The following is a 20,896-nucleotide window of genomic DNA, read 5'->3' on the forward strand; positions in this document are numbered from 1 at the left end:
CTACATGAGATCGTAGGCCGGGTAAGGCGAAGCCGCCACCCGGCTATTTACTGTGCCGGAGCCACCGTCGACACCACACCACCCGTCATCGTCTGTTGCACCTGCTGTTTATCCATATTCACCGCGCTCAGCTTCCCGTTCACCGTCGGCTTCAGCGGCGCATTCGCCTGCACGCTTCCGCTGGCGGTGAGCTGAATATTGCCGTCGCCCGCAATCGGCAGCGCTGGCCAGCCCCACTGCTGCAAAACGTTGAGTGGTACACCGCGCCCGTTTAGGCTCACGGTGGTTTGTCGCTGTGGCAGCTGTGACACGGTGGCGGTCGCCTCCAGGATCCCTTTCTCGGTAAAGGCGCTCAGGTCGGTAATATTTACCGTTGCGGCGTTGGCATTCAGCGCCAGCGACGGGCGACGCACGTCGACGCGGTTAAAGGTCGCTGCCGCCCCGTTGAGGGTTGCGTTACCGCCCCACACGCCCCACTTGTGATCCTGCGCCAGCCGCAAATTAGCGCCATAACCGTCGAGGGAGGTGATCTGCCACGGGAACGCCGGATCGATGTCGATCACCAGGTTGCGGCTCAGGCCGAATTTTTTCAGCGTCACGCTGTTCAGCCATGCCGGGAGCGGGTCCATCCACAGCGTTTTCCAGTTTTCCGGAAGCGTATATTCCAGCCCGGCAATCGCAACGTCGTCCAGCACCAGCGCCTGACCCTCGCGCAGCCAGTTGCCGGAGGTGCGCACCATGCCCCCTTCCCAGCGGGAGGTGAACTGACGCAGCGCAATGCCCTGCGGGGAGAATTCCGCGTTCAGGATAGGGTCAAACAGATGCAGCGAGCCGTAGATAAATTCGCTGGCGTTCATGGATAACCGTCCCTCCTGGCTTTGCCAGTCACCTTTACTCAGGGTGAGGTTACGCAGGCTGAGATCGAGGTCGGTTACCGCCCAGTCTGGCCCCTGTAGACGGGCATCGGTCACTTCCAGCCGCCCAATCTGTAACGAAGGCAGGGTGGAGAGAGGGGCGAAGAAATCCAGCAGCGATTTGTCGCTTTGCAGGCGGATCTCATTCAGACGCAGGGTGTTGATAACCCAGCCACCGTCGGCATTACGCAGAGCCGAGCCCGTAAGCGAGCCGCGCGCCATATCGGCACCGATGGTATTCAGCGCCACCTCTTTGCCGTTGAGTTGTCCCTGAATCAGCACGTTGTTGGCCGGTATGCCGTTGAGGGTGAGCGACCCGGCGCTCATCTGGATTTGCGCATTTTTCCCCAGTACGTTCCCCGCCTCGGGCTGCCACGGGCTGACGCCGCCGGTCACCTTTTGCGCACTGAGATCCCACTCCGTATTCGGGCTGTTAAAGGCCATGTTATTCAGTTGCAGACGGTCGGCCTGGAACGGCAGCGGCGCCGTCTGCGGCGATAAATTCAGCGTGCCATCGAACAGGGTGATGGCATCCATATGCAGCGGGTCGGTGATCTGGCGGCTGCTTAAGCCAATATCCACTTTTTTAGCGACCAGCGTGGCCGGTTTGCCATCTCGTCCGAAGGTAACGTTTTCCAGAAGGATGTGAGAAGGGGATGAAAAGCGGTGATCCATCAGGTCAAAGTTGAGCTCGTAATCGGTATTCACCGTGATCCAGCTGCTGACCTGCGATGCGCCCCAGCGGGTCTGGAGCAGAAAATAAAAGGCGAGCACTACAATGAGCAGGGCTACCAGAAGATAGATAAGCAGCTTTCCAATAAATTTCATGGTCTTCCTTCCCGCGAAACGCACATAAGGGTGTTATGCACGATTTATGCGCAATGCTCAAGGCGGGAATGGTGTAAAGAGATGTCACGGCAGGCATTGACAGCCTGCCGTGTGGGGATCAGTTCTTTTCAGGCGGGAAAATGAGATTCAGCACGATAGCGGTAATACCGCCCGCGGCGATGCCGGAAGAGAGCAGGTTTTTCACCCAGTCCGGGGCAAACTGCAAAATCATCGGCTGCTGGGAGACGCCAAGCCCTACGGCGAGAGACAGCGCAATAATCATGATTGCGCGGCGGTTCAGCGGCTCGCGGGAGACGATACGCACGCCGGAGGCCGCGATGGTACCGAACATGACCAGCGTCGCGCCGCCCAGCACCGGCTCGGGAATGTGCTGTACAAATCCGCTTACCGCCGGGAACAGGCCGAGGACCACGAGCATCAGCGCCACCACGAAGCCCACGTAGCGGCTGGCCACGCCGGTCAGCTGGATCACGCCGTTGTTCTGGCCGAAGCAGGAGTTCGGGAAGGTGTTGAACACCGCCGAGACAAACGAGTTCAGTCCGTTCGCCAGCACGCCACCTTTAAGACGTTTCATGTACAGCGGGCCGGAGACCGGCTGCTCGGACACGTCGGAGGTGGCGGTGATATCGCCAATGGTTTCCAGCGAGGTAATCATAAAGACCAGCATCAGCGGCAGGAGCAGACTCCAGTCAATGCCCAGGCCATAGTAGAGCGGCGTTGGCACGGTAATCAACGCGCTGTTGGTTGGGGTGGTGTTCTCCGGGAGCATACCCAGCGCCCACGCCAGCAGGTAACCGGCCGCCATGGCGATCACCAGCGATGCCACGCGCAGGTACGGGTTACGCTGACGGTTAAGCAGAATAATGATCGCCAGCACCACGCCTGCCAGCAGCAGGTTTTTCGGCGCGCCGAAGGTATGGTCGCTCATTGCCGCGTAGCCGCCCCCGATGGAGGTCAGACCCACCTGAATCAGCGACAGGCCGATAATCATCACCACCACGCCGGAGACCAGCGGGGTAATCACCCGGCGCGCCAGGTGCAGAACGCGGGAGATGAACATCTCTGTGCAGCTTGCCAGCATCAGGGTGCCGAAAAGCGCCGCCATCATCGTCGGGACATCTGCGCCGCCGGTTTTCAGTGCCGTACCGCCCATGATCAGCGGAGCCACAAAGTTAAAGCTGGTGCCCTGAATCGACAGCAAACCTGAACCCACCGGACCCCAGGCTTTAATTTGAATGATGGAGGCCACGCCGGAAGCGAACAGAGACATACTGATGATGTGTTGCGTATCCTGCGCCGGTAACCCTAGCGCCTGGCAAATCAGCAGAGCCGGCGTGATGACCGCAACGAACATCGCCAGCAGGTGCTGGCAGGCGGCAAACAGGGTTTGAGGCAGCGGGGGACGATCTTCAAGGCGGTAAATCAGTTCGCTGTTTTGCTTCTGCGCAATCGGTTGCGCATCAGCAGACTCCAGAGTGTTAACAGACATCGGCGGCAATCCCACGGTGGAAAAGCGGGCATTTTAGCTGACCACCTGGTAAAAGCAAACGATTGCCAGCAAAAAAAAGAGAGAAAATCTGCCGGTGTGAGCAGGTTTTCTACAACGAACAGGAAAAAAAAATTACACTTTTCGCGCCGGCGGCTCATGACGAGCATCACCCGGCCCAGGATAACGCCGCGTGTGTATGGAATACGCGCATAACAGGAGCCTTTTATGATTCATCTCGATACGTTGTCGACCCTTGTTGCCGCAACGCTGGTTCTTCTGCTTGGTCGCAAGCTGGTACACAGTGTTTCCTTTCTGAAAAAGTACACCATTCCTGAACCTGTCGCCGGTGGATTGCTGGTGGCGCTGGCCCTGCTGGTGCTGAAAAAAAGCATGGGCTGGGAAATCGATTTTGATATGTCCCTGAAAGATCCGTTGATGCTGGCCTTCTTTGCCACTATCGGCCTGAACGCTAACCTCGCAAGCCTGCGTTCGGGCGGCAAGGTGCTGGGCGTGTTTCTGATTGTTGTGGTGGGCCTGCTGCTGATGCAAAACGCCATCGGCATCGGTATGGCGTCGCTGCTGGGGCTGGATCCGCTGATGGGTCTGCTGGCGGGGTCGATTACCCTGTCAGGTGGCCACGGAACGGGCGCGGCGTGGAGCAAGCTGTTCATCGAACGCTATGGCTTTGAAAACGCAACGGAAGTGGCAATGGCCTGCGCGACCTTTGGCCTGGTGCTTGGCGGGCTGATTGGCGGCCCGGTGGCGCGCTATCTGGTGAAACACTCCACCACGCCGGAAGGCAGGCCAGACGATGAAATGGTGCCGACGGCATTTGAAAAACCGGACGTTGGCCGCAGCATCACCTCGCTGGTGATGATTGAAACCATCGCCATGATTGCCATCTGCCTTACCGTGGGCAAAATCGTTGCGCAATGGCTGGCGGGAACGGCTTTCGAACTGCCAACCTTTGTCTGCGTGCTGTTTATCGGGGTGATCCTGAGCAACGGTCTGGCGCAGATGGGCTTCTACCGCGTCTTTGAGCGCGCAGTGTCCGTGCTGGGGAACGTCAGCCTGTCGCTGTTCCTGGCGATGGCGCTGATGAGCCTCAAGCTGTGGGAACTGGCCTCGCTGGCGCTGCCGATGGTGGCGATCCTGGCGGTGCAGGCCGTGTTCATGGCGCTGTATGCCATCTTTGTTACCTGGCGCATGATGGGCAAAAACTATGATGCGGCGGTACTGGCTGCGGGCCACTGTGGGTTTGGTCTGGGAGCGACGCCAACGGCCATCGCGAATATGCAGGCGATCACTGAACGGTTCGGTCCGTCGCACATGGCGTTTCTGGTGGTGCCGATGGTGGGCGCATTCTTCATTGATATCGTCAACGCGCTGGTCATTAAGCTCTACCTGATGCTGCCGATGTTTGGCTGACCGTCAGGCGTTGGAATACCGCTCGGTTTCCGGCATCCAGCGTTCAATTAACGCTGCCGCCTGTTCGGGGTAGCGTTCATGAATATGACGCGCAAGGCGTTGTACTTCGGGGATCATGGCCTGATCGCGCAATAAATCCGCCACTTTAAACTCGGCGTTACCCGTCTGACGCGTGCCCAGCAATTCGCCCGGGCCGCGGATCTCCAGATCTTTTTGCGCAATGACGAAGCCGTCATTGCTGTCGCGTAATACCTGCAAACGCATCTGCGCGGTTTTCGACAGAGGGGCTTTGTAGAGCAGCACGCAGTGAGAGGCGATCGCGCCACGGCCCACGCGGCCTCGTAGCTGGTGGAGCTGCGCCAGGCCCAGGCGCTCCGGGTTCTCAATAATCATCAGGCTGGAGTTCGGCACGTCCACGCCCACTTCGATGACCGTGGTCGCAACGAGTAAATGCAGTTCGCCCTGTTTGAACGACTGCATCACCGCCTGCTTCTCGGCAGGCTTCATGCGCCCGTGAACCAGACCGACGTTCAGCTCCGGCAGGGCGAGCTTTAACTCTTCCCATGTGGCTTCGGCAGCCTGCGCTTCCAGCAGCTCAGACTCTTCAATCAGGGTACAGACCCAGTAAGCCTGACGCCCTTCCTGGGTGCAGGCGTTGCGCACGCGGTCAATGATGTCGCTGCGGCGCGTGTCCGGAATGGCGACCGTTGTCACCGGCGTACGGCCCGGGGGGAGTTCGTCGATGGTGGAGGTATCCAGATCGGCATAGGCCGTCATCGCCAGGGTGCGCGGAATCGGCGTGGCGGTCATGATCAGCTGATGTGGGTGGAAGCCCTGTTGCAGACCTTTCTCCCACAGCGCCAGACGCTGATGAACACCAAAGCGGTGCTGTTCGTCGATAATCACCAGCGCCAGGCCGTTAAACTGCACCTGTTCCTGGAAAATGGCGTGCGTGCCGACAATCATCTGCACCTGCCCGCTGGCAATGGCTTCCTGCTGCGCAAGGCGCGCTTTGCCCTTCTGCTTCCCGGCCAGCCAGCCCACTTCAATTCCCAGCGGGGCAAACCAGTTCCGGAAATTGTTGGCGTGCTGCTCGGCCAGCAGTTCCGTCGGCGCCATCAGCGCCACCTGCTTACCGTGGGCGATGGCGCGCAAAGCGGCCAGCGCGGCGACCAGCGTTTTACCGGAACCCACATCGCCCTGCACCAGGCGCATCATCGGCACATCCAGCGCCATATCGCGTTCGATCTCGGCAGTCACCCGCGCCTGGGCGCCGGTGGGTTTAAACGGCAGTGAGGCCAGCAGCTTATCTTTGAGCTCATCACGCTGGCTTAATGGCTGCGCGTGGAAACGCTGCGCACCTGCGCGCAGGGCCAGCATGCTCAGGTTGTGAGCCAGTAATTCCTCAAGGATAAGACGCCGTTGGGCGGGGTGTTTCCCGCTCTCTAAATCAACAAGCTGAAGCGTTGGCGGTGGACGGTGCAGGGTGCGCAACGCATCCGGCAGGCTCATCATGCCCTGCGCCAGCTCCGGCGGCAGCAGCTCGTTAATGGCGCAGGTATCAAGCAGCTCCAGCGCCTGGTCGGTGAGCTTGCGCAGCGTAGCCTGCTTAATGCCTTCAGTGGTTGGATAGACCGGCGTGAGCGTCTCCTGTAGCTCAGGTGAGCTGAGATCGCCCTGCACGCGGTATTCCGGGTGGATCATCTCCGCGCCGTATTTGCCCCGTTTGGCTTCACCGTACGCAAGTACGCGTCGTCCAGTGGCAAGGCTGTTTTTCATTGCCGCATTGAAGTTGAAAAAGCGCATGGTGAGAATGCCGGTGCCGTCGCTGATCTGGCAGGTCATCATCCTGCGTCCGCCAAAGGTGATGTTGCAGTTCAGCACTTCCCCTTCAACGGTGGCGTAAATAGCGGGCAGCAGATCGCCAATCTTATAAAGCTGAGTACGGTCTTCGTAGCGCAGGGGGAGGTGGAGCAGGAGATCCTGCACGGTGTGCAGGCCTATCTTCGCCAGTTTACTGCTTTGTGCCGCGCCCACGCCCGTCAGGCTGTTGAGCGGTATGGCGTCCAGCAGGCGGCCTTTCATGATTTACCCCGCGTACTGCATGGTGGACCACCACTCGGCATCGGCTTCAATTTCGCCCTGCGCGTTGACGTGGGGGTAAGGCAATTTCTTCTGCTTCGCAACGCGAGCCAGCACCGGATAGCCACCTTCAAACAGCAGGCGCTGCTGCTCCTCTTCCGGCAGCATGCTGTTGCTGCGCTCGTACATTCCGGCATTCTGACGCTGGCGCTGCGCTTCATACAGGATCAGCGCTGAGGCGACCGACACGTTGAGTGACTGGACCATGCCGATCATCGGAATGATGATGTCCCGATCGGCCAAATCCAGTGCTTCCTGCGTGATCCCCGTTTTCTCCTGGCCCATTAAAATACAGGTCGGACGGGTGTAGTCGATCTCACGGAAATCCACGGCTTTAGCAGAGAGGTTGGTTGCCAGAACCTGCATGCCACGCCCTTTCAGGTGCGAGACCGCTTCACCAATAGTCTGGTGAGTTTTCACGGATACCCAGCTGTTGCTGCCTGCGGCGGTGGAGGCCATGGTACGCATACGTGCGCCTGGCCAGACGGCGTGGACTTCATGCACGCCGACGGCATCTGCGGTGCGGACGATAGCAGAGACGTTATGAGGTTTATGGACCTGCTCCATGCAGACCGTCAGATCAGGCTGACGCCTGGCGAGCATTTCGCAGATTCGCTCGTAACGTTTTGAATTCATAATGCTAGTTTCGGTTACGGGTGACTTTAATGACGTCCGGCATCACGCGGATCTTGCGCATAATATTGGCCAGATGCACACGGTCACGGGCGGTCAGGCGAATAAAGGCGCTATAAACGCGGCCATCTTTTTCTTCCGTATTCAGGCTTTGAATGTTGGATGAGGCGGTGTTGATCGCTGCCGTCAGGTTCGCCAGGGCACCCTGGTGGTTGAACATATCCACCTTGATTTCAGTGATAAATTCCTGCGCCGTCTCTTTATCCCACTCGACCGCCATGAACTTCTCTGGCTCTTTCTGATAGCCACGGATGTTACGGCAGGATTCATGGTGGATCACCAGCCCTTTACCTGGGCTGACGTGCGCAATAATCGGGTCGCCCGGGATAGGACGGCAGCATTTGGCGAAGGTGATGAGCACCCCGTCAGCGCCTTTGATCGGCAGGTGACCATGATTTTGCGTGGTGGCAGGAACGGCTGTCGTTTCGCCTTGTTGCAGATTCTTCGCCACGACCACGCTCATGGCGTTGCCGAGACCAATCTCTGCCAGCAGGTCATCCAGCGAGGCGAGCTTCATACGCTCCAGCTCATGCTGAATGTTTTCTGGTGGGATCTCTGCCAGTTTGCGGCTGCCACCCAGCGCGTGATTGAGCAGACGACGCCCCAGGCTAACGGAGTCGTCGCGCTTGAGGTTTTTCAGCAGCTGGCGGATTTTTGCGCGCGCTTTTGAGCTCACGACAAAGTTCAGCCAGGCGGCGTTAGGACGTGCCCCCGGCGCGGTAATGATCTCCACCGTCTGTCCGCTGAAAAGCGGCTGCGACAGCGGATAAGGCTGCCTGTCAACGCGGGCACCTACGCAGGCATGGCCGATATCGGTATGCACGGCGTAAGCGAAGTCGACCGGTGTCGCGCCCGCAGGCAGTTCGACAATGCGCCCTTCCGGCGTGAAAACGTAAATCTCATCCGGGAAGAGATCGGATTTAACGCTCTCGATAAATTCAAACGAGCTACCTGCGCTCTGTTGCAGCTCCAGCAGGCTCTGCATCCAGCGCTGGGCGCGGATTTGCGCGGTGGTGCTGCTTTCGCCGCCGTGCTCTTTATAAGCCCAGTGCGCCGCGACACCCATCTCCGCCATCTGATCCATATCTTCGGTACGAATCTGCACCTCAACAGGGACACCGTGCGGGCCAATCATGGAGGTGTGCAAAGACTGGTATCCGTTCGCTTTTGGAATGGCGATGTAATCTTTGACGCGCCCCGGACGCGGCTTGTACAGGCTGTGCATCTGCCCCAGCACGCGATAACAGGTGTCTGAATCGTGGACGATGACGCGGAACGCGTAGATATCCATGATCGAGTGAAAACGCTGCTCTTTGAGCACCATTTTGCAGTAGATAGAGTACAAATGCTTTTCGCGACCGCTCACGCGGCACGGAATGCCCGCTTCCTGCAAACGCCCTTCGATTTCAGAGAGGATCTTTTGAATCATCTCTTTACGGTTACCGCGAGCGGCTTTCACCACCTCTTTAATCACGCGATAGCGGTTCGGGTACAACGCCTCAAAACCCAGCTCTTCCAGCTCGGTTTTAATGTGATGAATACCTAAACGGTGCGCCAGCGGACTGTAAATTTCGAGGGTTTCACGGGCGATGCGGCGACGTTTATCCGGGCGAAGTGAGCCCAGCGTGCGCATATTGTGGGTGCGGTCAGCCAGTTTGATGAGAATGACGCGGATATCCTGCACCATCGCCATGATCATCTTGCGGAAGTTTTCGGCCTGCGCCTCTTTCTTGTCGCGGAATTTCAGCTTATCAAGCTTAGAGACCCCTTCCACCAGCTCGGCAACGCTTTTGCCAAACAGCTGTTCCATGTCCTGGTAGGTGGCAGGGGTATCTTCGATCACGTCGTGCAGCAGGGCGGCCATCAGCGTTTCGTAGTCGAGTTTCATCTCGGCCAGAATACAGGCCACCGCTACCGGGTGCGTGATATAGGGTTCACCGCTTGAACGTGTCTGGCCCTCGTGAGCGTCACGTGCAACGAGATACGCCTGCTGAAGACGCTTAATCTGGTCTTCAGGCAGGTAGGTTTGAATCAGTTGATTCAGGCTTTCAAACAGATACAAGGGCGACCCGCAGGTTTAATTAACGACGACCTTCAGCAATAGCGGTAACAGCTTGTAATTCAGCGGCTTCCTGCTCTTGCTGCTCCTGGCGCTCACGCACGTCGAGGATCTGGTTGTTGATCAGACCTTCTTCGATTTCGCGAAGTGCAATAACGGTGGTTTTATCGTTTTCTTCCGGTACCAGCGGATCTTTACCGCCTACCTGCATCTGACGAGCGCGACGCGCGGCGACCAGCACCAGGTCAAAACGGTTACCAATTTTCTCTACAGCGTCCTGAACAGTTACGCGTGCCATACTTAAAATGCTCCACAGGTGAAGAAATGACTGGGCATGATACTGAAAGTGGGTTCAGTCTGCCAACAGTTTGGTGATTAATGCGTCATGTCGCTGCTTCTGGCGGCTCATACGCAGACGTTCTGCGCGAAGGATAGTTTTGAGATCGCTCAGCGCGGCATCAAAATCATCATTCACAATAAGGTAATCATATTCCGCGTAATGGCTCATTTCTGCAACTGCCTGCGCCATACGCTTCGCGATAACTTCTTCGCTGTCCTGGCCGCGACCACGCAGGCGGCGATCCAGTTCATCTTTCGATGGCGGTAAAATAAAGATACTGCGCGAATCAGGCATTTTCTTACGAATTTGCTGCGCGCCCTGCCAGTCGATATCCAGGAACACGTTAACGCCGGTCGCCAGAACCTGCTCAATGGTTTCACGCGAAGTACCGTAGTAGTTACCGAAAACTTCTGCATGTTCAAGAAACGCGTCTCTGCCAATCATCGCTCTGAATTCGTCGTGATTCACAAAGAAATAGTGTTCACCGTGCACTTCACCCGGACGCGGTGCTCGCGTGGTGTGAGAAACAGAAACCTGCGTATCGTACAACGGTTGGGTTTTTAACAGTGCCTGAATAAGGCTGGATTTACCCGCGCCACTAGGGGCAGAAACAATATAAAGCGTGCCTTGAGCCATGAGAGTCTTTTGTATGTGTTAACGAAGAAGTCCTACATACGGGCTTATTATACACGTCGCCGCTGTGTGACGTAGCCTTTGTCACACTTTTTCCCCTGGATGATTAAATTTTGCGTGCCGTTTTCAGCTTTTACCTTCTTTTTGCTGCAATAAAAACAATGCGCTGAAGCGCGCTCGTAAAATGCAATTTTGCAGCTGGTCTGCGGCTCCCGGGCAGGGTATACCCTTCGCAAAACAGGGAGGGGTAATAATGGTGAAATGGATAAGCATACTGATGATCTTCTTAAGCAGCGGGGCGATGGCTATCTGCCCGGTCTGGTCACCGGCTAAAGCCGGGCAGGAGATCGCGGCCCTGAAGGCGCAGCTGACCCGCTGGAATGATGATTACTGGAAGCAGGGCCGCAGCGAGGTGAGCGACGACGTTTACGACAGGCTTAACGCCCGCTTAAAACAGTGGCAGCGCTGTTTTCACGATGAACCGCTGCACGACGATCTTCCAGCCGCCAGTGGGACGGTGAAACATCCCTTCGCCCATACCGGCGTGCATAAAGTAGAAAGCAAGCAGGCGCTTAGCCGCTGGATGGCGACGAAGCAGGATCTCTGGGTACAGCCAAAGGTGGATGGTGTTGCGGTCACCCTGGTCTACAAAAACGGCAAGCTGGTGCAAGCGATTAGCCGGGGCGACGGCTTACAGGGGGAAGAGTGGACGGCACAGGCGCGAATGATCCCCGCTATTCCGCAAACGCTGGCCGGGCCGCTTGCCAACAGCGTGTTGCAGGGTGAACTTTTTCTGCTGCGCGAGGGGCATATCCAGCAGCGGATGGGAGGGATGAACGCGCGTGCGAAGGTAGCGGGAGCGATGATGCGCGCGACCGATCGCGCAGCGCTGAAGCAGACAGGCATTTTTATCTGGGCCTGGCCGGACGGCCCAAAAGCGATGAAAGCACGCCTTTCCGCGCTGGGGGAGGCAGGTTTTACCCTGACGGCCCGCTATACCCTGCCGGTTAAAAACGCGGCTGACGTGGAAGCGCAGCGGACGGCCTGGTTTAAGGCTTCGTTGCCCTTCGCCACGGATGGCATTGTGGTTCGCGCCTCGGCAGAGCCGCCGGGCGAGCGATGGCTGCCGGGGGAAGGGAGTTGGGTCGTCGCATGGAAATACCTTCCTGTGGCCCAGGTGACGGAAGTCAAAGCGATTCACTTTACCGTTGGCCGTACCGGGCGGATCACCGCGATTGCGCAGCTTGAGCCGCTGATGCTCGACGATAAACGCGTACAGCGCGTCAGCTTAGGGTCGGTTAACCGCTGGCAGAGGCTGGATATTGCCCCCGGCGATCAGGTGCTGGTAAGCCTGGCGGGACAAGGTATTCCCCGGCTGGATAACGTGGTGTGGCGCAATGTGGATCGCCGTAAACCGCAGCCGCCCTCATCGCGCTATAACGGCTTAACCTGTTTCTATGCCTCCCCGGAGTGCATGGAGCAATTTTTTGCCCGGCTGACGTGGCTAAGTTCCAGGCAGGCGTTAGATATCGAAGGAGTGGGCGAATCAGGATGGCGGACCCTCTATCAGGCGCATCGGTTTGAGCACCTCTTCTCCTGGCTACAGCTCACGCAGGCGCAGCTCACCGCGACGCCGGGGATATCGGCATCGCATGGCGCTGCGCTGTGGCATCAGTTTAACCTGGCGCGGGAGCGACCTTTTATCCGCTGGATCACCGCGATGGGAATACCGCTGGCCCGGTCGACGCTCAGGGCGGCAGGGGATCGCACCTGGCAGGCGCTGATTCAGCGAAGCGAAGCGGAGTGGCGGATGCTGCCGGGTGTCGGGCAGGAGAAGGCCCGCCAGATCGTAAACTGGCTGCATCAGCCTCAGATTGATGCCCTGGCAAAATGGCTGGCCGCAGAGCACATCGGTGGATTTTAATCTGCGTGCGCTCCTGAACAGACTGGCGAGGGAGGAAAACATTTTCGCTGCCGTGAAATAGCGTATTTATGAGACGCGGTTTATATACGCAGTAATTATGAATATAAATGAATTATTCATGATAAATATATTTTGAGGAAATATTATTCCCGATCCTGATTTCAGGGTTTGCTCTGCTTGTGTTTTTATTTTTCTCGAGAGGTTGGTTTAATTGATCTCAATCATTATTAATCGAGAACACTAGCCGGTAATGAAGGCGTTATAGGTGATGTAGTCTGTGTGCTTGACGTGGTTTTGCTTTTAATTTCAGTTTGTTAAATGTTTAATTAATAATATATTGAGTTTTTTCTGGTTAACAATTGGTCATATTTATTCTGCCGGAAATCATTGCGTCAAATTATTATAAGAATTATCTTATCCAAAATTTTTAAGGTAGTTACCGCTGGGGTGCATTTTGCATCACTGCTGCGTTTTCCTTTCTTTTTGCACCCCGTGAGGGAGTTAACTATCTGAACTCCAATTGAAGCAATTAAGGGTACCGAAATATATCCTGGCGGTTTATATGCGCTGGTGTTCAGAGCCCAGGGCTTTTACATGGATGATTTTCCGTCCCTGTCGGGCCGGAATTCAGCCCCGGGCTTTATGCCCGTTAACCGGGACCTGGTTTCCAGGTGCTCATATTTTCCTTCATTTGAATGAGGACCAAAAATGAAAAGGACGCTTTGTACAGTGCTGACGGCACTCACGCTGGCGACTGCCTTGCCTGCTATAGGCGCTACCACCGAAGCAGGTAGCACCAGCGCAGCAACAATCGGAACAACAACCGGAGCAACGGTGGGAACTACCGCTGGCACTACGGGGGGACTGGCGGCAGGGGCGATTGGGACAACCGCTGTTGTCACCACCGCTGCGATTGCCGGCGTAGCGACGTTAGCCGTTGTCGCGGCAAGCGACAGTGGCGATGACTCAAGCAATGGTACTTCCACGACGACAGTTACCCGCTAAGGCTGGTGCGCAAGGCGATATAGCCTTGCGCTGAACAGCGCAACGACTTGACCCGGCGTCGATATCAAAGCCGGGTATTTGATTGATTTCAATGTTATTTAATCAAGGATTTCTGGTGAGACTGTTTATTCTGCTCATCATGACTCTGCTGATCCAGGGGTGTACGCCGAGCCAGCAGAGCATTATTGAGACCTTTAACGCCAGTCTGGACGGGCGCCAGGATGTGACGGTAACGGACGGGCAGATTCAGGCGCTCCCATACTCAACCATGTGCCTGCGACTGGATAATGGCCCGAGGATCCTGGTGGTTCTCGGATACATCGAACAGGGAAACAGTAAATGGTTATCGCAGGATAATGCGATGATCGTCACGCATAACGGTCGCCTTATCCACACGCTCAAGCTTCCTTATAACCTGCTTGAGGTAACCAATCTTGAGCACGATCCGCTGCGCCACACGCCGCAGCTCCGCGACGGCAGCCAGTGGTCGCGTGATGTGCGCTGGCAGGAAGAGGGGCGGTATCGCTCCGCACACCTGACCTCGCGCTTCTCCCTGAGCGGGACGGAAAACCTGACCCTTGGCGGAAACACGCTACGTTGTCAGGTCTGGCAGGAGGCGGTGCAGGCCGACGGCCTCGATCGTCGCTGGCATAACACCTTCTGGATTGATTCCGCTACCGGCGAGGTACGCCAGAGCGAACAGATGCTCGGCGCGGGCGTATTCCCTGTCGCCATGACGATGTTGAAGCCCGCCCCATGAACAGACTCAGAAAATGGTTACCTGGCGTAGGGCTATCTCTCTTCAGCCTGTCCGCCTTATGCGCAAGTGTCGTTACCGTGCATCAGCCGGGCAAAACGTGGTCTGCTGAACCGGCTGATACGCTCTCCCGGCTGGTCACCCAGCCGCAGCTGAACAACGTCTGGTGGCAGGGGGCTGTCATCGCAACCCCTTCCGCCACGCTGCGCGCGCAACAGACGCAACAGCAGGTGCTGGCGTCGCTTTCAGCCTGGCAGAATCGCGCCGATGACGAGCGGATCGCGACCATTCGCGCTGTCGCTGCACAGATCCGCTCCCTGCGGATCGTCGGGCGGCAGTTTGTCAGCCTCGACCCAGATGCCGTGCGTACCGACGCCCGCGGCGATCGCTCCCTTGAGGGCCGTTACGATCTGTGGCTCTCTCCTGCGCCCCGTACCGTCACGCTGATGGGGGCGGTCGTCACGCCGGGGAAACGGGCCTGGCGACCGGGCGCAAGCATCCGGGACTACTTACAGGGGCAGTTGCGGCTGGCCGGCGCCGACAGGAATAACGTGACCGTTATCGATCCTGACGGCAGTACGGTTGTTGCGCCGGTGGCGTACTGGAACGCACGCCATATTGAAGCAGAGCCGGGCGCTGTTCTGTGGGTGGGGTTTGATCCCCGGGCGGTACCGGACGATTTTACCGGTCTGAATGAGCAAATCGTTGCGCTCCTGACGCGGCGGATACATGACTGATGAACAAACTTTTTTTACTGAGCGGCCTTGCTCTGGCGATCTCTTCTGCCTGCCACGCGGAGCTGCGTACCTGGCCCGATCCGATCGGACCGTCACAGTCCGATTTTGGCGGCACCGGCCTGATGCAAATGCCCGACGCGCGCTTTGGCCGGGAAGGGGAATTCAGCGTCAACTACCGCGATAACAACCAGTACCGTTTTTACTCCTCTTCGGTCGTGCTCTTCCCGTGGCTGGAAGGGACAATTCGCTATACCGACGTCCGCACCCGTAAATACAGCAGCGACGAGGATTTCAGCGGCGATCAAAGCTACAAGGATAAGTCGTTCGACTTTAAAGTTCGTCTGTGGGAAGAGGACTATAGCCTGCCGCAGGTGGCGCTCGGCAAGCGTGATATTGCAGGCACCGGCCTGTTCGATGGTGAATATCTGGTTGCCAGTAAAATGGCCGGACCGGTCGATTTTACCTTTGGAATAGCCTGGGGATATCCCGGTAATAGCGACAACGTGGGTAACCCGCTTTGCCATGACAACAATAAGTATTGCACCCGCGGCGAGTCGCATGATGCCGGAGATATCAGCTTTAGCGATATGTTTCGTGGTCCGGCGTCTCTGTTTGGCGGCCTCCAGTATCAGACGCCCTGGCAGCCCCTGCGCCTGAAGCTTGAGTATGACGGCAACAATTATGCCGATGATTTTGCCGGCTCCATTAAGCAGTCGAGCCATATTAACGTGGGAGCGGTCTATCGCGTTGCCGACTGGGCCGATCTCAACCTCAGCTACGAGCGCGGCAATACGCTGATGTTTGGCTTCACCCTGCGGACCAACTTTAACGACCTGCGCCCCGCGCTGCGTGATAACCCGAAACCGGCCTGGCAACCGGCACCGGCAGGCGAGACGCTGGACTATACCTCTGCGGCGAACCAGCTCACCGCGCTTAAGTACAACGCAGGCTTCGATGCGCCGGAGATCCTTCAGCACGGCAATACCTTATACATGACCGGCGAACAGTATCGCTATCGCGATCCGCGCGAAGCGGTGGATCGTGCCAACCGTATTCTGATCAATAACCTGCCCGACGGGGTCGACACGATCGCTATCACCCAGCAGCGTGATCATCTGCCGCTCGTCACGACGCAAACCGATGTCGCCAGCCTGCGCAAACAGTTGGCGGGGCAGCCGCTCGGCCAGGAGGAGGCGCTCAGGCAGCAGCGCGTCGAGCCTGTGGATACCACAGCATTCGGGCGTGGCTACCGTATTCGCGCCGATCGCTTCAGCTACAGCGTTAAACCGACGCTGGCGCAGTCGCTGGGCGGTCCGGAAGATTTCTATATGTTCCAGGTGGGGGTGATGGCCAGCGCCAGCTACTGGCTGACCGATCGTCTGCTGCTCGACGGCGGCGTGTTCGCCAACCTCTATAACAACTACGACAAGTTCAAATCCTCGCTACTTCCCGCTGACTCCAGCCTGCCGCGCGTCAGAACCCATATTCGCGATTATGTCAGCAATGACTTCTACATCAACAACTTACAAGCCAACTATGTCGATGCGCTGGGGAACGGCTTCTATGCCCAGATTTATGGCGGCTACCTCGAAACCATGTACGGCGGCGTGGGAGCAGAGGCGCTCTGGCGCCCGCTGGATAGCGACTGGGCGCTGGGCGTGGATGCGAATTACGTCAAGCAGCGCGACTGGGACGACATGATGCGCTTCACCGACTACAGCGTGCCAACCGGATTTATCACCGCCTACTGGAACCCGGCGAAGCTCAACAGTGTGCTAATGAAGCTGAGCGTCGGGCAGTACCTGGCGAAGGATAAAGGCGCCACCCTCGACGTCGCGAAGCGATTCGACAGCGGCGTGACGGTAGGCGTCTGGGCGGCGCTGACCAACGTCTCGAAAGAGGATTATGGCGAAGGTGGCTTTAGCAAAGGCTTCTACATCTCGATCCCGCTTGATCTGATGACGATCGGCCCAAATCGCAACCGGGCGGTGGTCTCTTGGACGCCTCTCACGCGTGATGGCGGCCAGATGTTAGGCCGTAAATATCAGCTCTATGACATGACGTCAGAACGCGAAACCCCGGTAGGGCAGTAGTACCGGATGAAACAGGCATTACTTAACCAGATGATTTTCCTGAATGAAAAACGTTAAATTTTCCGTGCTGGCGTTGGCTATGATGGCGTTAAGCGGTTGTACTATCGTACCGGGCCAGGGACTTAGCACCCAGGGCAAAGATATTATCGATCTGCCTGACAGCAATTACGATCTGAATAAGATGGTCAACGTCTATCCGCTCACGCCGGGGCTGGTGGAGCAGTTGCTGCCTGGCAAAGTCGACTCCCGCGCGAATCCTGAACTGGATCGCCAGCTCCAGAACTACCAATATCGCATCGGCGTCGGCGACGTGCTGATGGTTACCGTCTGGGACCACCCGGAGCTGACCACCCCCGCAGGTCAGTACCGTAGCGCCAGCGATACGGGCAACTGGGTGAATGCCGATGGCACGATCTTCTATCCCTATATCGGCAAAATTCGCGTCGTCGGCAAAACGCTGGCCCAGGTGCGCGATGAGATCGCCGCCCGGCTGGACTCGGTGATTGAGAGCCCGCAGGTGGATGTCAGCGTCGCGGCGTTCCGCTCGCAAAAAGCCTACGTGACGGGCGAAGTGGCTAAGTCGGGCCAGCAGCCCATCACCAACATTCCGCTGACGATAATGGATGCGATCAATGCGGCAGGCGGCCTGACGTCAGAGGCGGACTGGCGGCACGTGGTGCTGACCCATAACGGCCAGGACACGCACATTTCGCTCTACGCGCTGATGCAGCGCGGCGATCTCACCCAGAACAAACTCCTCTATCCGGGCGATATTCTCTTCATTCCCCGTAATGACGACCTGAAAGTGTTTGTCATGGGCGAGGTGGGTAAACAGAGCACCCTGAAGATGGACCGTAGCGGCATGACGCTGGCGGAAGCGCTGGGTAATGCACAGGGCGTGAATCAGGATATGGCCGACGCCACCGGAATCTTTGTGATTCGTCCGTTGCAGGGCAAGCAGAACGGCAAAATCGCCAACGTCTACCAGCTTAACGCCCGGGATGCCACCGCGATGGTGTTGAGCACCGAATTTCAGCTTGAGCCTTACGACATCGTCTATGTCACCACCGCGCCGCTGGTGCGCTGGAACCGCGTGATCTCTCAGCTTGTGCCGACCATTACCGGCGTACATGACCTGACTGAAACAGGGAGATATATCAGAACATGGCCAAACTAACGTTTAACGCCATCCTGGTGATCTGTACCGGCAATATCTGCCGCTCCCCCATTGGGGAACGGCTGCTGCGCCGGCTGCTTCCCGCTGCCCGGGTCGATTCAGCGGGAACGTGTGGCCTGGAAGGGCGCACCGCCGATTCACAGGCGACAGAGATCGCCGCCGAACGCGGCACCCTGCTTGAGGGCCACGTGGCGCGCAGGCTCACCCCCGCCATGGTGCGCGACTACGATCTGATTCTGGCGATGGAGCTGGAACATATCGAGCAGGTCACGGCTATCGCACCGGAGGCGCGCGGCAAAATGATGCTCTTTGGTCACTGGACGGGCAGAAAAGAGATCCCGGACCCCTACCGTAAAAACCGGGACGCATTTGAATATGTTTATGGGCTGCTGGAGCAGGCCAGTCTGGAATGGGCGAAACGGCTCAGTTAATCACACGGGATAGTTACGTTTTATGTCAACAAATAACCTTCACGCCCATGATGCGTCTGCCGCGAATAACGAGATCGATCTTGTGCGCCTGTTGGGTGAGCTGCTCGACCACCGAAAATTTATTCTCATCCTTACCGCGCTGTTCACGCTGGTGGCCCTGCTTTATGCGCTCTTTGCCACACCGGTTTATCAGGCCGATGCGCTGATACAGGTGGAACAGAAGCAGGGCAACGCGCTACTCAGTAACCTTAGCGAGTTCATCCCTGACTCCTCGCCGGAGTCGGCACCGGAGCTTCAGCTTCTCCAGTCGCGCATGATCCTCGGTAAAACGATTGATGACCTGAACCTGCGCACGCAGGTAAGTGAAAACTATTTTCCCCTTGTCGGACGCGGCTGGGCGCGGCTCACCGGCCAACAGCCTGGGATCGTCGATATCCGTATGCTCAATCTTCCCCCTGTTGCGGGCCGGGCGCAAAAGCTGACGCTGACCGTCGGCGAGAAGGGCCACTATCAGCTGGAAGGCGATAATGTGACGTTACAGGGCGTTGTGGGACAACCCCTGAGCGCGGCGAATATCGCCATTACCATTGCCGATATCCAGGCGAAGCCGGGTACGCAATTTACGATTACACAGCAGAGTGAGCTGGAGGCCATTGACGCGCTACAGCTGCGTTTTTCCGTGAGCGAGCGCAGCAAGGACAGCGGGATGCTTGGCCTGACCATCACGGGGGAAGACCCCGACGAGATGGCTCGCGTGCTTAACTGCATCGCCGACAACTATTTACAACAGAACGTGGCTCGCCAGGCGGCGCAGGATGCGAAAAGCCTGCAATTTTTGAAGCAGCAGCTTCCGCAGGTACGCAGCGAGCTGGACCAGGCCGAGGAGAAGCTCAACCGCTATCGCCAGCAAAACGACTCCGTTGACCTGAACCTGGAGGCAAAAGCGGTGCTGGAGCAGATTGTGAATGCGGACAATCAGCTCAATGAACTGACCTTCCGGGAAGCGGAAATTTCGCAGCTCTACAAAAAAGATCACCCCACCTACCGGGCGCTGATTGAGAAACGCCAGACGCTGGAGCAGGAAAAAAACCGCCTGAATAAACGGGTATCGTCCATGCCGTCAACCCAGCAGGAGGTGTTGCGCCTGAGCCGTGATGTGGAGTCGGGACGCGTTATCTACCAGCAGCTGCTTAACCGCGAACAGGAGCTGAGCATCGCCCGGTCGAGCGCAATTGGTAACGTCCGCATTATCGATCCGGCCGTGACCCGGCCGCAGCCAGTCAAGCCGAAAAAAGCGCTGGTCGTCGTTCTGGGGGTTCTCCTGGGTCTGTTCGTCTCTGCGGGCTGGATCCTGGCGCGCAGTATGCTGCGTATGGGCATTGAAACGCCGGAGCAGCTGGAGGAGCATGGGATTAACGTCTATGCCACCGTACCGCTGTCAGAATGGCTGGCTAAAAAGATGCGTTTGCGTAAAAAAGACTTTATGTCCCCAGGGCTGCGCCATAAGACCAAACATATCCCCTTCCTGGCGGCGGATAATCCGGTCGATCTCTCCGTGGAGGCGATTCGCGGCCTGCGCACCAGCCTGCATTTCGCGATGATGGAGTCAGCGAACAATATACTGATGATCTCTGGCGCCACGCCTGACAGCGGTAAAACCTTTGTCAGCAGTACCCTGGCGGCCGTCGTGGCGCAGGCGGGCCAGAAAGTGCTCTATATTGATGCGGATATGCGTCGCGGGTATGCCCATGATCTGTTTAAGCTCGACAATACCTGCGGCTTGTCGGAGATGTTGTCCGGTAAGGCGGAGTATACCCAGGGCGTTCAGACATTCGATAAAGGCGGGTTCGATACCATCGTGCGCGGGCAGATCCCTCCTAATCCGGCGGAGCTTCTGATGCATACGCGTTTCCAGCAGCTGCTGGACTGGGCGAATGAACGCTACGATCTGGTGATTATCGATACGCCACCGATCCTGGCGGTCACCGACGCGGCGGTTGTCGGCCGTCGCGCAGGCACCACGCTGCTGGTCGCCCGCTTCGGGATGAACAGCGTGAAGGAGATGCTGGTCTGTGTACAGCGTCTGGAGCAGAGTGGCGTCAATACCAAAGGGGTGATTCTCAACGGCGTCGTTAAGCGGGCAAGCAACGCTTACGGCTACGGCTATCATCACTACGGTTACAACTACTCGAGTAACTGATTATCCGGCGCCTGCCCGTTCTGAC

Annotated in this window: 16 protein-coding genes; 9 read left to right on the forward strand and 7 right to left on the reverse strand. The window is 57.4% G+C overall.

The window, feature by feature from the left end; genetic code table 11:
• Positions 1-47 precede the first annotated feature (47 nt).
• Together RY075_RS00580 and xanP are read right to left on the reverse strand one after the other, a co-directional pair.
• Positions 48-1,742: an AsmA family protein gene (locus RY075_RS00580; protein ID WP_048210834.1), complete on the reverse strand. Its 1,695-nt coding sequence runs from the start codon at positions 1,740-1,742 to the stop codon at positions 48-50.
• 118 nt (positions 1,743-1,860) lie between these two features.
• On the reverse strand, positions 1,861-3,252 hold the full coding sequence (gene xanP / locus RY075_RS00585) for a xanthine/proton symporter XanP (RefSeq protein ID WP_003860925.1): 1,392 nt from the start codon (positions 3,250-3,252) through the stop codon (positions 1,861-1,863).
• 225 nt (positions 3,253-3,477) lie between these two features.
• Between xanP and gltS the strand changes: the two genes are divergently transcribed.
• The gene (gltS, locus tag RY075_RS00590; RefSeq protein WP_006812438.1) at positions 3,478-4,680 is read left to right on the forward strand and encodes a sodium/glutamate symporter; all 1,203 of its coding nucleotides are present in this window, start codon (positions 3,478-3,480) and stop codon (positions 4,678-4,680) included.
• Positions 4,681-4,683: 3 nt separating this feature from the next.
• On the opposite strand, the gene recG is transcribed toward gltS, so the two are convergent.
• From recG to gmk, 5 genes are read right to left on the reverse strand one after another with little or no spacing between them, the layout of a single operon-like run.
• Positions 4,684-6,765: an ATP-dependent DNA helicase RecG gene (gene recG / locus RY075_RS00595; RefSeq protein WP_045341217.1), complete on the reverse strand. Its 2,082-nt coding sequence runs from the start codon at positions 6,763-6,765 to the stop codon at positions 4,684-4,686.
• A gap of 3 nt (positions 6,766-6,768) precedes the next feature.
• Positions 6,769-7,458 (reverse strand): tRNA (guanosine(18)-2'-O)-methyltransferase TrmH, encoded by a 690-nt coding sequence (trmH, locus tag RY075_RS00600; RefSeq protein WP_003860922.1) that lies wholly within the window; start codon positions 7,456-7,458, stop codon positions 6,769-6,771.
• A 4-nt stretch (positions 7,459-7,462) separates the two neighbouring features.
• Positions 7,463-9,577, reverse strand: coding sequence for a bifunctional GTP diphosphokinase/guanosine-3',5'-bis pyrophosphate 3'-pyrophosphohydrolase (gene spoT, locus RY075_RS00605; protein WP_003860921.1), 2,115 nt, complete (start codon positions 9,575-9,577; stop codon positions 7,463-7,465).
• Positions 9,578-9,596: 19 nt separating this feature from the next.
• Complete coding sequence (gene rpoZ / locus RY075_RS00610; RefSeq protein WP_000135058.1) at positions 9,597-9,872, reverse strand: DNA-directed RNA polymerase subunit omega; 276 nt, start codon at positions 9,870-9,872, stop codon at positions 9,597-9,599.
• 54 nt (positions 9,873-9,926) lie between these two features.
• Positions 9,927-10,550: a guanylate kinase gene (gene gmk / locus RY075_RS00615; protein ID WP_006177710.1), complete on the reverse strand. Its 624-nt coding sequence runs from the start codon at positions 10,548-10,550 to the stop codon at positions 9,927-9,929.
• A 250-nt stretch (positions 10,551-10,800) separates the two neighbouring features.
• Between gmk and ligB the strand changes: the two genes are divergently transcribed.
• The 8 genes from ligB (at position 10,801) to etk (ending at position 20,871) form a co-directional block, all read left to right on the forward strand.
• Positions 10,801-12,471: an NAD-dependent DNA ligase LigB gene (gene ligB / locus RY075_RS00620; RefSeq protein WP_233132387.1), complete on the forward strand. Its 1,671-nt coding sequence runs from the start codon at positions 10,801-10,803 to the stop codon at positions 12,469-12,471.
• A gap of 708 nt (positions 12,472-13,179) precedes the next feature.
• Positions 13,180-13,476, forward strand: coding sequence for a hypothetical protein (locus RY075_RS00625; RefSeq protein WP_061856874.1), 297 nt, complete (start codon positions 13,180-13,182; stop codon positions 13,474-13,476).
• A 115-nt stretch (positions 13,477-13,591) separates the two neighbouring features.
• A complete protein-coding gene (locus RY075_RS00630) occupies positions 13,592-14,236 on the forward strand; it encodes a YjbF family lipoprotein (protein WP_338627981.1) in 645 nt (214 codons plus the stop codon).
• Complete coding sequence (locus tag RY075_RS00635; RefSeq protein ID WP_232967483.1) at positions 14,233-14,970, forward strand: capsule biosynthesis GfcC family protein; 738 nt, start codon at positions 14,233-14,235, stop codon at positions 14,968-14,970. The genes RY075_RS00630 and RY075_RS00635 overlap by 4 nt, the downstream gene beginning before the upstream one ends.
• Positions 14,970-17,063: a YjbH domain-containing protein gene (locus tag RY075_RS00640; protein ID WP_338627982.1), complete on the forward strand. Its 2,094-nt coding sequence runs from the start codon at positions 14,970-14,972 to the stop codon at positions 17,061-17,063. Before RY075_RS00635 ends, RY075_RS00640 begins: the two co-directional genes overlap by 1 nt.
• A gap of 43 nt (positions 17,064-17,106) precedes the next feature.
• The gene (locus RY075_RS00645; RefSeq protein WP_032646765.1) at positions 17,107-18,240 is read left to right on the forward strand and encodes a polysaccharide export protein; all 1,134 of its coding nucleotides are present in this window, start codon (positions 17,107-17,109) and stop codon (positions 18,238-18,240) included.
• Positions 18,228-18,671: a protein-tyrosine-phosphatase gene (locus RY075_RS00650; protein ID WP_015570047.1), complete on the forward strand. Its 444-nt coding sequence runs from the start codon at positions 18,228-18,230 to the stop codon at positions 18,669-18,671. Before RY075_RS00645 ends, RY075_RS00650 begins: the two co-directional genes overlap by 13 nt.
• Before the next feature lie 22 nt (positions 18,672-18,693).
• Positions 18,694-20,871: a tyrosine-protein kinase gene (gene etk, locus RY075_RS00655; RefSeq protein WP_045332964.1), complete on the forward strand. Its 2,178-nt coding sequence runs from the start codon at positions 18,694-18,696 to the stop codon at positions 20,869-20,871.
• Positions 20,872-20,896 lie beyond the last annotated feature (25 nt).

The organism is Enterobacter sp. JJBC (assembly GCF_036936505.1).
GTDB lineage: Bacteria > Pseudomonadota > Gammaproteobacteria > Enterobacterales > Enterobacteriaceae > Enterobacter > Enterobacter hormaechei_C.

Coding starts and splice junctions, on each gene's coding strand:
- xanP (WP_003860925.1), bottom strand. CDS start 3,252: ATGTCTGTTAACACTCTGGAGTCTGCTGATGCGCAACCGATTGCGCAG.
- RY075_RS00635 (WP_232967483.1), top strand. CDS start 14,233: ATGAACAGACTCAGAAAATGGTTACCTGGCGTAGGGCTATCTCTCTTC.
- RY075_RS00625 (WP_061856874.1), top strand. CDS start 13,180: ATGAAAAGGACGCTTTGTACAGTGCTGACGGCACTCACGCTGGCGACT.
- RY075_RS00580 (WP_048210834.1), bottom strand. CDS start 1,742: ATGAAATTTATTGGAAAGCTGCTTATCTATCTTCTGGTAGCCCTGCTC.
- RY075_RS00645 (WP_032646765.1), top strand. CDS start 17,107: ATGAAAAACGTTAAATTTTCCGTGCTGGCGTTGGCTATGATGGCGTTA.
- rpoZ (WP_000135058.1), bottom strand. CDS start 9,872: ATGGCACGCGTAACTGTTCAGGACGCTGTAGAGAAAATTGGTAACCGT.
- recG (WP_045341217.1), bottom strand. CDS start 6,765: ATGAAAGGCCGCCTGCTGGACGCCATACCGCTCAACAGCCTGACGGGC.
- etk (WP_045332964.1), top strand. CDS start 18,694: ATGTCAACAAATAACCTTCACGCCCATGATGCGTCTGCCGCGAATAAC.
- RY075_RS00650 (WP_015570047.1), top strand. CDS start 18,228: ATGGCCAAACTAACGTTTAACGCCATCCTGGTGATCTGTACCGGCAAT.
- gltS (WP_006812438.1), top strand. CDS start 3,478: ATGATTCATCTCGATACGTTGTCGACCCTTGTTGCCGCAACGCTGGTT.
- gmk (WP_006177710.1), bottom strand. CDS start 10,550: ATGGCTCAAGGCACGCTTTATATTGTTTCTGCCCCTAGTGGCGCGGGT.
- ligB (WP_233132387.1), top strand. CDS start 10,801: ATGGTGAAATGGATAAGCATACTGATGATCTTCTTAAGCAGCGGGGCG.
- RY075_RS00640 (WP_338627982.1), top strand. CDS start 14,970: ATGAACAAACTTTTTTTACTGAGCGGCCTTGCTCTGGCGATCTCTTCT.
- trmH (WP_003860922.1), bottom strand. CDS start 7,458: ATGAATTCAAAACGTTACGAGCGAATCTGCGAAATGCTCGCCAGGCGT.